Annotated in this window: 9 protein-coding genes; 5 read left to right on the forward strand and 4 right to left on the reverse strand. The window is 57.0% G+C overall.

The features are described from left to right. Window positions 1–37 precede the first annotated feature (37 nt). From yidC to rpmH, 4 genes are read right to left on the reverse strand one after another with little or no spacing between them, the layout of a single operon-like run. The gene (gene yidC, locus UF78_RS22075; protein ID WP_045164341.1) at window positions 38–1,717 is read right to left on the reverse strand and encodes a membrane protein insertase YidC; all 1,680 of its coding nucleotides are present in this window, start codon (window positions 1,715–1,717) and stop codon (window positions 38–40) included. A gap of 2 nt (window positions 1,718–1,719) precedes the next feature. Then, entirely contained in the window at window positions 1,720–1,965 is a 246-nt protein-coding gene (yidD, locus tag UF78_RS22080) for a membrane protein insertion efficiency factor YidD (protein ID WP_045164342.1), read from the reverse strand. After that, the gene (gene rnpA, locus UF78_RS22085; protein WP_045164343.1) at window positions 1,958–2,353 is read right to left on the reverse strand and encodes a ribonuclease P protein component; all 396 of its coding nucleotides are present in this window, start codon (window positions 2,351–2,353) and stop codon (window positions 1,958–1,960) included. Before rnpA ends, yidD begins: the two co-directional genes overlap by 8 nt. A gap of 17 nt (window positions 2,354–2,370) precedes the next feature. After that, window positions 2,371–2,505, reverse strand: a complete 135-nt coding sequence (gene rpmH, locus UF78_RS22775) for a 50S ribosomal protein L34 (RefSeq protein WP_019340723.1) — start codon at window positions 2,503–2,505, stop codon at window positions 2,371–2,373. A gap of 503 nt (window positions 2,506–3,008) precedes the next feature. Between rpmH and dnaA the strand changes: the two genes are divergently transcribed. The 5 genes from dnaA to ahpF all read left to right on the forward strand — a co-directional run bounded on the left by dnaA (window position 3,009) and on the right by ahpF (window position 10,910). Beyond that, entirely contained in the window at window positions 3,009–4,466 is a 1,458-nt protein-coding gene (dnaA, locus tag UF78_RS22090; RefSeq protein ID WP_045164344.1) for a chromosomal replication initiator protein DnaA, read from the forward strand. Window positions 4,467–4,502: 36 nt separating this feature from the next. Further along, the gene (gene dnaN / locus UF78_RS22095) at window positions 4,503–5,606 is read left to right on the forward strand and encodes a DNA polymerase III subunit beta (RefSeq protein WP_045164345.1); all 1,104 of its coding nucleotides are present in this window, start codon (window positions 4,503–4,505) and stop codon (window positions 5,604–5,606) included. Between the two features lie 10 nt (window positions 5,607–5,616). Continuing rightward, window positions 5,617–6,729, forward strand: a complete 1,113-nt coding sequence (gene recF, locus UF78_RS22100; protein WP_045164346.1) for a DNA replication/repair protein RecF — start codon at window positions 5,617–5,619, stop codon at window positions 6,727–6,729. Next, a complete protein-coding gene (gyrB, locus tag UF78_RS22105) occupies window positions 6,726–9,140 on the forward strand; it encodes a DNA topoisomerase (ATP-hydrolyzing) subunit B (RefSeq protein ID WP_045164347.1) in 2,415 nt (804 codons plus the stop codon). Before recF ends, gyrB begins: the two co-directional genes overlap by 4 nt. A gap of 204 nt (window positions 9,141–9,344) precedes the next feature. Continuing rightward, entirely contained in the window at window positions 9,345–10,910 is a 1,566-nt protein-coding gene (gene ahpF, locus UF78_RS22110) for an alkyl hydroperoxide reductase subunit F (protein ID WP_045164348.1), read from the forward strand. The last annotated feature ends 39 nt before the right edge of the window (window positions 10,911–10,949 follow it).

Raw genomic sequence — 10,949 nt, forward strand, 5'->3', positions numbered from 1 at the left:
CCAATCAAGGGGCGTTCTGTTCACGTCAACGAAAATCTCAGGTTGCGGCTGCGGTCTGCCCGATGATCTTGCGCGTAATGTACCACTGCTGTGCGATCGACAGGACGTTGTTGACCACCCAGTACAGCACCAGGCCAGCCGGGAACCAGAGGAAGAAGAAGGTGAAGATTACAGGCAAGAGCTTCATCACCTTGGCTTGCATTGGGTCCGGTGGCGTGGGGTTCAGCTGCTGCTGAATAAACATGGTCAAGCCCATGATGATCGGCAGGATGAAAAACGGATCCTTGATGGATAGATCGGTGATCCAGAACATCCACGGCGCCTGACGCATCTCGACGCTTTCCAGCAGCACCCAGTAGAGCGCAAGGAACACCGGCATCTGCACCAGAATCGGCAAGCAACCCCCAAGAGGATTGATCTTCTCCTTCTTGTACAGCTCCATCATCGCTTGGGACATCTTCTGGCGGTCATCGCCAAACTGCTCCTTCAGCGCCTGCATTTTCGGCGATACCGCACGCATGCGGGCCATCGATTTATAGCTGGCCGCCGAGAGCGGGAAGAACGCGAGCTTGATCACGATCGTCAGCACGATGATCGACCAACCCCAGTTGCCGAGCAGCGCGTGGATGTTTTCCAACAGCCAGAAGATTGGCTGGGCGATGAACCAGAGAATGCCGTAGTCAACGGTCAGGCGCAGGCCCGGCGAGAGTTCCTCAAGCTTGTCCTGGCTCTTGGGGCCGGCGTACAGCGTAGCGGACGTTTCACCCTGGCTACCCGGGGCGACGGAGATCGCCGGACCGGTGAAGCCGATGATGTAGTTGCCGCGGCTGTCCTTGCGGGTCTGCACCTGGTTGGTTTGATCGGGCGCCGGGATCCAAGCCGTCACGAAGTAATGCTGCAACCAGGCGATCCAGCCGCCTTCGACGGTCTTTTTCAGGTTCTTGTCGTCCATGTCGCTCATGGAGACCTTGGTGTAGGGCTCATCCTTGGTCCAGAGCGCGGCCCCCAGATAAGTTGCCGTGCCGGTCGCCGTGCTGGAAGACGGATCGCCGCTGTCGTCACGCTTGAGCTGACCGAACATGTGGCCCGTCCAGGCCTTTTCACTCTGGTTGTCGATCAGATAGCTGACGCGCAGGTCATAGTCGCCGCGATCGAAGGTGAAGCGCTTGGTGTAATCGACGCCGTCTTCGCTGTACTTCAGATCGACGACCAGTCGATCCTGACCTTCGCCCAGTTGGTACTGCTGTTGCTCGCTGCTGTACAGCGGACGTCCGCTGGCCTTGTCCGGCCCGTCACCGATCAAGCCGCTCTGGGCTTCATAGGTCCGCTCCGCGCTACGCTCGAATAACTGGAACGGAACGTCCGGCCGATCCTGGCGACGGGGAAATTCCGGTAAGCGTAGGTCGACGATGTCGCCACCACGCGGATCGATCGCGACATCGAGGACATCGGTACGTACGCGGATCAGCTGGGTGCTGCTGGCCTGGGTTTCAGGCAACGTGCTGGCCGATTGCTCGCCGCCAACGGAAGGAATGTCCTGCTGGGCGTCTTCAGCGCGGGTGGCTGGCGGTGTGTCCGGTAGCTGAGCGAGCGAAGGTTGTTCCTGGCTTGTCTCGGCAGGCAAGGCGGCCTGGCCGTAGTCCTGATTCCACTGAAGGACCATCAGGTAGGCAACGACTGCCAGTGCGACAAGCAGAATCGAGCGTTTGATATCCATGGTTACTCGGTCATCGAAGATGAATTGGAGGTGTGGTTGGAAGGCACGGGATCATAGCCGCCCGGATTCCATGGATGGCAACGGCCAAGCCTGCGCAGGCTCAGCCAGCCACCGCGCAGCAGGCCATGACTTTCGATGGCCTCTTGTGCGTAGCAAGAGCAACTGGGGTAGAAGCGACAATGGCTCGCCATCATGGGACTGATGGCATACCGGTAGACCCGGATCGGAATCAAAGCCAGGTTACGCATGGGCGGGCTTGCCCTGTTCCGGATTGTCGACGTTCTGGGAAGGGGTGCGAGACAACCGCCTCCAGAGCTTGGCGAATTGCCGTGCCAGTTCGGGATTATCCAGATCAGCCAATCCCTTGCGCGAGATAACCACGATGTCCCACCCCGTTAGTTCCGTCTGGTGGAGACGAAAGGTTTCGCGCAGTTGCCGCTTGATGCGATTGCGCTCCACCGCGAGCTTGACGCTTTTCTTGCCGATCACCAGCCCGATACGGGGATGTGGCAATCCATTTTCGCGCACCAGGAGCAGGACATTCCTGCCCGGTAACTTGCCGGAAGGGGAGTCGAAGACTGCCTTGAATTGACGCGGGGTCAGCAATCGCTTTTCCCGAGCGAAGTCTCGACTCACTACCTGTTCCGACGTGTTCAGACTGCCAGGCGCTTACGACCTTTGGCACGACGACGCGACAGGACGGCGCGACCGTTCTTGGTGGCCATACGAGCACGGAAACCGTGAGTGCGAGCGCGCTTGAGGGTGCTGGGTTGGAAAGTGCGTTTCATGATGCGTTACCTGGTGATCCATTGCGGGCCGGAATGGCCCCCTTTTAAGAGACCGGCGATTGTAGAGAAGCTGCGCGGTGAGGTCAATTTCCAACCAGCAAGATAGAGAGAGAATTAAATAAGAAAGAAAAGAAGTTAAAGCTCTTCTTAATGCAATGCTTATAGAAGGTGAGCGGTGAATCTGTGGATAAGGGCTTTTGAAGCAGACACGACGGGCTTTTCAGAGGTTTGAAAGGCTCTGTGGAAGCGGTGTGGCTCCGGTGGGAACCTGTTGGGTTTCCTGTGGATAAAATTGCTTTTTATCAACAGATGGGGTTGCTGGCATCTTGTACACAGGCTTTTCCTGAGGGTTCAGGCTTGGTTATCAACAGGCTTCATGACGCAAGTGCGTGATACTACGAAATCATTCTTTGCGTTCATATGGCGTACGGACTGTGGATAACTGCACGACCGGGGGCTACAATGGCAGCCGTTTAAAAGCTCGACAGCGTCTAGGAGATTCCGTGTCGGTGGAACTTTGGCAGCAATGCATTGACCTTTTGAGAGATGAGCTGCCGGCCCAGCAATTCAACACATGGATTCGTCCGCTTCAGGTTGAAGCCGAAGGCGATGAGCTGCGCGTCTATGCGCCGAACCGCTTCGTTCTCGATTGGGTCAACGAGAAATATCTGTCTCGGCTGCTTGAGTTGTTGTCCGAGCGCGCCACGGGCTTGGCCCCTTCTTTATCTTTATTGATCGGTAGCAGGCGTACGGCCTCCGCGGCGCTGGCGCCCGCATCCGCTCCGCGTACCCAACAGCCGGTAGGCGCGCCCGCCGCGGCCGCGCCGCCGGCGCAGGCAGCGCTTTCGGACGCCGCGGTCCCGGTTGCGGCCGAAGCCGTAGCGGCACCCGCTCCGACGCGCATCGAACGCAACGTCCAGGTCGAAGGCGGCCTCAAGCACACCAGCTATCTCAATCGCACCTTCACGTTCGAGAATTTCGTCGAGGGCAAGTCCAACCAGCTGGCCCGTGCCGCAGCGTGGCAGGTCGCGGACAATCCGAAGCACGGCTATAACCCGTTGTTTCTCTATGGTGGCGTGGGCCTCGGTAAAACCCACCTAATGCACGCGGTAGGTAACCACCTGCTGAAGAAGAACCCCAACGCCAAAGTGGTCTATCTACATTCCGAGCGCTTCGTTGCCGATATGGTCAAGGCGCTGCAGCTCAACGCCATTAATGAATTCAAGCGCTTTTATCGTTCCGTGGATGCGTTGCTGATCGATGACATCCAGTTCTTCGCCAAGAAAGAACGGTCGCAGGAAGAGTTCTTCCATACCTTCAACGCCTTGCTCGAAGGTGGCCAGCAGGTGATCCTGACCAGCGACCGCTATCCGAAGGAGATCGACGGGCTCGAGGAAAGACTCAAGTCCCGCTTCGGCTGGGGCCTGACCGTGGCTGTAGAGCCACCGGAGCTCGAGACGCGGGTGGCGATCCTGATGAAGAAGGCCGATCAAGCCAATGTCGATCTACCTCATGACGCAGCCTTCTTCATTGCGCAACGGATCCGTTCGAATGTCCGCGAACTGGAAGGGGCATTGAAGCGAGTGATCGCCCATGCGCATTTCATGGGGCGTGACATCACCATCGAGCTTATTCGCGAGTCGCTGAAAGACTTGCTTGCCCTGCAGGACAAGCTGGTCAGCGTTGATAATATTCAGCGCACGGTCGCGGAATACTACAAAATCAAGATATCCGATCTGCTGTCGAAACGACGCTCGCGTTCCGTAGCGAGACCACGCCAGGTTGCGATGGCGTTGTCCAAGGAACTCACCAATCACAGCCTGCCCGAAATCGGCGACGCGTTTGGTGGGCGTGATCACACGACGGTGCTGCATGCTTGTCGTAAAATTGCTGAACTTCGGGAATTAGATGCTGATATTCGCGAAGATTACAAAAATCTGCTGCGTACTTTGACAACTTAACAGACTGCGGCCAATTAATAGGCAAGGGACCAGACCATGCATTTCACTATCCAGCGCGAAGCCCTGTTGAAACCCCTGCAGTTAGTGGCCGGCGTCGTTGAGCGGCGCCAGACCTTGCCGGTGTTGTCCAACGTTCTACTGGTGGTTCAGGATCACCAGTTGTCCCTTACCGGAACCGATCTCGAAGTCGAATTGGTTGGCCGTGTCGCTTTGGAGGATGCATTCGAGCCGGGCGAGATTACCGTGCCGGCACGAAAGCTGATGGACATCTGCAAGAGCCTGCAGCCTGACGCGCTGATAGATATCCGTCTGGACGATCAAAAGGTGGTAATTAAATCGGGGCGCAGTCGCTTTTCCCTGTCGACCTTGCCGGCAAACGATTTTCCCACCGTTGAGGAAGGCCCGGGTTCGCTGAATTTCAGTGTCAATCAGGGAAAGATGCGCCGCATGATCGAACGCAGCAGCTTTGCCATGGCGCAGCAGGATGTACGCTATTACTTGAATGGGATGCTGATCGAGGTGTCCAGCGGAATGCTGCGCGCCGTCGCGACTGACGGCCATCGTTTGGCTATGTGCTCCATGCAGGCCGGCATCGAACAGCCTGATCGCCATCAGGTCATTGTGCCACGTAAAGGTATTCTCGAACTGGCGCGCCTGCTCACCGATCAGGACGGTGATGTCAGTATCGTTCTCGGTCAGCACCACATCCGGGCAACCACTGGCGAGTTCACGTTCACTTCCAAGCTGGTAGATGGGAAGTTTCCTGACTATGAGCGCGTCCTGCCGCGCGGTGGTGACAAGCTCGTTGTGGGTGAGCGTCAGACGCTACGCGAAGCATTCAGCCGTACAGCGATTTTGTCCAATGAGAAGTACAGAGGCATTCGTCTGCAGTTGGAAAGCGGTCTGTTGAAGATCCAGGCCAACAACCCTGAGCAGGAAGAAGCCGAAGAAGAAGTCGCCGTCGATTACTCGGGCGGCTCGCTGGAGATCGGTTTCAACGTCAGCTATCTGCTCGATGTACTGGGCGTCATGACTACCGACCAGGTCCGGCTGATCCTCTCCGATGCGAACAGCAGCGCCCTGGTTCAGGAGTTCGATAACGATGATTCGGCTTATGTCGTTATGCCGATGCGCCTGTAACCACAACTAGATGTCGCTTAGCCGTATCTCCGTCACCGGCGTTCGCAATTTGCAGCCGGTGACGTTAACTCCCTCCCCTCGGATCAACATCCTCCACGGCGACAACGGCAGTGGGAAAACCAGTTTTCTTGAGGCCATCCATCTCCTTGGTATGGCGCGTTCTTTCCGCAGCACGCGCCTGAATCCCGTTATTAGCCATGAGCAGACGAGTTGCACCGTCTTCGGCCAGGTTGAGCTGGGTGTAGAACAATCCAGCGCGTTAGGTATTTCGAGAGATCGCGGTGGGGAAATCCGTATACGCATCAATGGTCAGAGCGTCCGGAGCGCTGCGGAGCTTGCTGAAACCCTGCCATTGCAACTGATCAATCCTGATAGCTTTCGTTTACTGGAAGGTGCACCAAAGCTTCGTCGTCAGTTTTTAGATTGGGGCGTGTTCCACGTGGAACCCCGTTTTCTTCAAGCCTGGCAGCGCCTTCAGCAAGCGCTGAGGCAACGAAACTCATGGTTACGGCATGGTACACTGGACGCCGCTTCGCAGGCTGCTTGGAGCCGCGAGCTGAGTGCGGCAAGCGATGAAATCGATAGTTATCGGCGTGCCTATATCCAGGCTCTCAAACCCGTGTTCGAACGCATCTTGGCCTCCCTTCTGGAGCTGGAAGGCTTTCAATTGAGCTATTACCGCGGCTGGGATAAAGAGCGGTCCCTAGCTGAGGTGCTGGCAGCTTCGATCGAGCGCGACAGACTTATGGGGCATACCCAAGCAGGACCGCAGCGGGCTGATCTTCGCTTACGGATTGCTAATCATAATGCGGCCGAGACACTGTCGCGTGGCCAGCAGAAGCTTGTCGTCTGTGCACTGCGAATCGCTCAAGGGCATTTGGTAAGCGAGGCCAAGCGGGGTCAGTGCATTTACCTGGTCGATGATTTGCCGTCCGAACTGGACGATTACCACCGGCTTTCGTTGTGCCGGTTGTTGGAACAACTGAATTGTCAGGTATTTATCACCTGTGTCGATTCGAACGTATTGCGAGAAGGCTGGCGTGAAGATACGCCAGTCTCAATGTTTCACGTGGAACATGGTGAGATAACCCAAGTCCACGGCCCCTCGGGAGTGAAGGCATGAGTGAAAATCACACGTACGATTCGTCCAGCATCAAGGTCCTCAAAGGCCTCGATGCAGTTCGTAAACGTCCCGGCATGTACATCGGAGACACGGACGACGGCACCGGTCTGCACCACATGGTCTTCGAAGTCGTCGACAATTCGATCGACGAAGCGCTGGCTGGTCATTGCAGCGATATCTGCATCACCATTCACGTAGATGAATCCATCAGTGTCCGTGACAACGGCCGCGGGATCCCGGTCGATACTCACGAAGAAGGTGTATCCGCAGCCGAAGTCATTATGACCGTGCTACACGCCGGCGGTAAGTTCGACGACAATTCCTATAAGGTTTCTGGTGGCCTTCATGGAGTGGGCGTCTCGGTAGTGAATGCTCTGTCAGAAGAGCTTGTACTGACGATCCGCCGTGAGGGTAAGGTCTGGGAGCAGACCTACCGTCATGGCGTACCACAAGCACCATTGGCCGCAGTCGGCGAAACTGACGGTTCAGGCACCGAAATTCATTTCAAACCGTCGGCCGAAACCTTCCAGAACATTCATTTCAGCTGGGACATTCTGGCCAAGCGCTTGCGAGAACTGTCGTTCCTTAATTCGGGCGTGGGAATCGTGCTTCGCGATGAGCGAAATGCCAAGGAGGAGCTGTTCAAGTACGAGGGCGGTCTGAGCGCGTTCGTGACCTACCTCAATACCAACAAGACGCCCGTTAACGAAGTATTCCACTTCAATGTTCAACGCGATGATGGTGTTGGTGTCGAAGTGGCGCTGCAATGGAACGACAGCTTCAATGAAAATTTGTTGTGCTTCACCAATAACATTCCGCAGCGTGACGGCGGCACTCATCTGGCGGGCTTCCGTTCGGCGCTGACGCGTAACCTGAACAATTATATCGAGCAAGAAGGCCTGGCGAAGAAGCACAAGGTGGCGACTACCGGTGATGATGCCCGTGAAGGCTTGACAGCCATCATCTCGGTAAAGGTGCCGGATCCCAAGTTTAGTTCTCAGACCAAAGACAAGCTCGTGTCTTCCGAGGTCAAGACGGCGGTCGAACAGGAAATGGGTAAGCATTTCGCTGACTTCCTGCTGGAGCATCCCAATGAGGCCAAGGCGGTCGTTGGCAAGATGATCGATGCCGCTCGTGCACGCGAAGCTGCCCGCAAGGCCCGTGAAATGACCCGGCGTAAGGGCGCCTTGGACATTGCCGGTCTGCCCGGCAAACTCGCTGATTGCCAGGAAAAGGACCCTGCCCTTTCCGAACTCTACATAGTGGAGGGTGATTCCGCGGGCGGTTCTGCCAAGCAGGGCCGCAACCGCAGGACTCAGGCCATCCTGCCGCTCAAAGGCAAGATTCTCAACGTTGAGAAGGCCCGCTTCGACAAGATGATCTCTTCGCAGGAAGTTGGCACGCTAATAACGGCGCTTGGCTGCGGCATCGGCCGTGAAGAGTACAACATCGACAAGTTGCGTTATCACAACATCATCATCATGACCGATGCCGACGTTGACGGTTCGCACATCCGCACGCTGCTGCTGACGTTCTTCTTCCGCCAGCTCCCCGAGTTGATTGAGCGTGGTTATGTGTATATCGCTCAGCCTCCGCTCTACAAGGTCAAACGCGGCAAGCAAGAGCAGTACATTAAAGACGACGAGGCGATGGATGAATATCTCACCCAGTCTGCGCTCGAGGACGCCAGCCTCCATGTCAACGAGCACGCGCCAGGCCTTTCGGGCGAAGCGCTGGAGCGGCTGGTCAACGACTATCGCACGGTGATGAAAACGCTGCAGCGGCTCTCCCGCCTTTATCCGCAAGAGCTGACCGAACACTTCATCTATCTGCCGCGGGTGAGCGTCGAGCAGCTCGGTGATCACGCAGCGATGCAGGCCTGGCTGGAGCCCTACGCGGCTTTGCTGAAAGGTGTCGAGCGTTCCGGATTGGCCTACAAGGCAAGCCTACGTGAAGATAAAGAGCGGAATCTTTGGCTGCCAGAGGTGGAGATTATTTCCCACGGGCTGGCCAGCTACATCACTTTCAATCGCGACTTCTTTGGCAGTAACGACTACAAGACGGTTACCGTTTTGGGCGAGAAGCTGAATAGTCTGCTTGAGGAAGGTGCCTACGTTCAGCGTGGTGAGCGCAAGAAGCCGGTCACGACTTTCAAGCAGGCGCTTGATTGGTTGATGACCGAAGGAACTCGCCGCCATAGTGTCCAGCGATACAAGGGATTGGGTGAAATGAATCCGGATCAGCTATGGGAAACCACTATGGATCCGGCGGTTCGCCGGATGCTCAAGGTCACCATCGAAGACGCCATTGCAGCGGATCAGATCTTCAATACTTTGATGGGCGACGCTGTAGAGCCGCGGCGCGATTTCATCGAATCCAATGCTTTAGCGGTATCCAATTTGGATTTCTGATCGCTGGATCAATCAGGATCACTAAACCCGGCGCAAGCCGGGTTTTTTTGTTCCACGTGGAACACGATAGGCTTACTCGATCATCGCTCTTGGATTAATCAATTTTCAGAATTCTTTGTGGCCTCGTATGCTCCTCTCATCAAAAGTATTCAACCTTCTGGTTCTCTGCCCTGACAGAGGCCTTTCGCTACGGGGAAATTTCACATGCTCGACAGCAACCTGAAATCGCAACTGAAAACCTATCTGGAAAAGGTCACCCAGCCGTTCGAGATCGTCGCGTCCCTCGGTGACGGCGAGAAGTCCCAGGAAATGCTCGAGCTGCTGGAAGAGATCACCAGCCTGAGCGACAAGATCACCCTGCGTACTGACGGCGATGACGTGCGTCGCCCCTCGTTCGCGCTCAACCGTATCGGCGGCAATATCAGCCTGCGCTTCGCTGGCATCCCGATGGGACATGAATTCACCTCCTTGGTCCTCGCCCTGCTGCAAGTCGGCGGTCATCCGTCCAAGACTGCGCCGGAGATCATCGAACAGATCAAGAACCTCGACGGCGAGTACCGTTTCGAAACCTACTTCTCGCTGTCCTGCCAGAACTGCCCGGACGTGGTCCAGGCGCTGAACCTGATGGCGGTGCTCAACCCCAACATCCATCATGTCGCCATTGATGGTGCACTGTTCCAGGAAGAGGTCACGGTGCGCCAGGTCATGTCCGTGCCGAGCATCTATCTCAACGGTGAGCTGTTCGGCCAGGGGCGCATGGGTGAGGAAGAAATCCTCGCCAAGCTCGACACCGGCGCTTCGGCGCGTGATGCCGAGAAGCTCAGCGCCAAGGAACCGTTTGACGTACTCGTCGTTGGTGGTGGACCAGCCGGTGCCGCAGCGGCCATATATGCCGCGCGCAAGGGCATCCGTACCGGTGTCGCGGCCGAGCGTTTCGGTGGTCAGGTGCTCGATACCATGGCCATCGAGAACTTCATCTCGGTGAACGAGACCGAAGGCCCGAAACTGGCCCGTGCGCTGGAAAACCATGTGCGCGAATACGACGTCGACATCATGAACCTGCAGCGCGCAGCCCAGCTGATCCCGGCCTCGAACCAAGGCGGCCTGCATGAGATCAAACTGGAGAATGGCGGCTCGCTGAAGGCCAAGACCCTGATCCTGGCCACCGGTGCGCGGTGGCGCGAGATGAACGTGCCCGGTGAACAGGAATACCGTGGGCGCGGTGTCGCCTACTGTCCGCACTGCGACGGCCCGCTGTTCAAGGGCAAGCGCGTGGCGGTGATCGGTGGCGGCAACTCGGGTGTCGAAGCGGCCATCGACCTGGCCGGCATCGTCGCTCAGGTGACCCTGCTCGAGTTCGACAGCCAACTGCGCGCCGATGCCGTGCTGCAGAAGAAGCTCTACAGCCTGCCGAACGTCAGCGTGATCACCAGCGCGCTGACCAGCGAAGTCACCGGCGACGGCCAGAAGGTCAACGGGTTGATCTACAAGGACCGCAACTCCAGCGAGTTTCATGAGCTGGAGCTGGAAGGCATCTTCGTACAGATCGGCCTGTTGCCCAACTCCGACTGGCTGAAAGGCACCGTGGAGCTGACTTCACGTGGCGAGATCATCGTCGATGCGCGTGGCGAGACCTCCTTGCCGGGCATCTTTGCCGCCGGCGACGTCACCACCGTGCCGTACAAGCAGATCGTCATCGCCGTCGGCGAAGGCGCCAAGGCCTCGCTGAGTGCCTTCGACCACCTGATCCGCAGCTCCGTCGACGACTGAGCACAGCGCTAACGAAAAAGGGGAAGCAGACGTCCGTCT

The organism is Stutzerimonas stutzeri, assembly GCF_000952685.1.
In the GTDB taxonomy this organism is placed as follows: Bacteria; Pseudomonadota; Gammaproteobacteria; order Pseudomonadales; family Pseudomonadaceae; genus Stutzerimonas; species Stutzerimonas stutzeri_E.

Bases quoted from the DNA above. Each gene is read 5' to 3' on its own strand.
- yidC (WP_045164341.1), bottom strand. From the start codon at position 1,717: ATGGATATCAAACGCTCGATTCTGCTTGTCGCACTGGCAGTCGTTGCC.
- yidD (WP_045164342.1), bottom strand. From the start codon at position 1,965: ATGCGTAACCTGGCTTTGATTCCGATCCGGGTCTACCGGTATGCCATC.
- rpmH (WP_019340723.1), bottom strand. From the start codon at position 2,505: ATGAAACGCACTTTCCAACCCAGCACCCTCAAGCGCGCTCGCACTCAC.
- dnaN (WP_045164345.1), top strand. From the start codon at position 4,503: ATGCATTTCACTATCCAGCGCGAAGCCCTGTTGAAACCCCTGCAGTTA.
- recF (WP_045164346.1), top strand. From the start codon at position 5,617: ATGTCGCTTAGCCGTATCTCCGTCACCGGCGTTCGCAATTTGCAGCCG.
- gyrB (WP_045164347.1), top strand. From the start codon at position 6,726: ATGAGTGAAAATCACACGTACGATTCGTCCAGCATCAAGGTCCTCAAA.
- ahpF (WP_045164348.1), top strand. From the start codon at position 9,345: ATGCTCGACAGCAACCTGAAATCGCAACTGAAAACCTATCTGGAAAAG.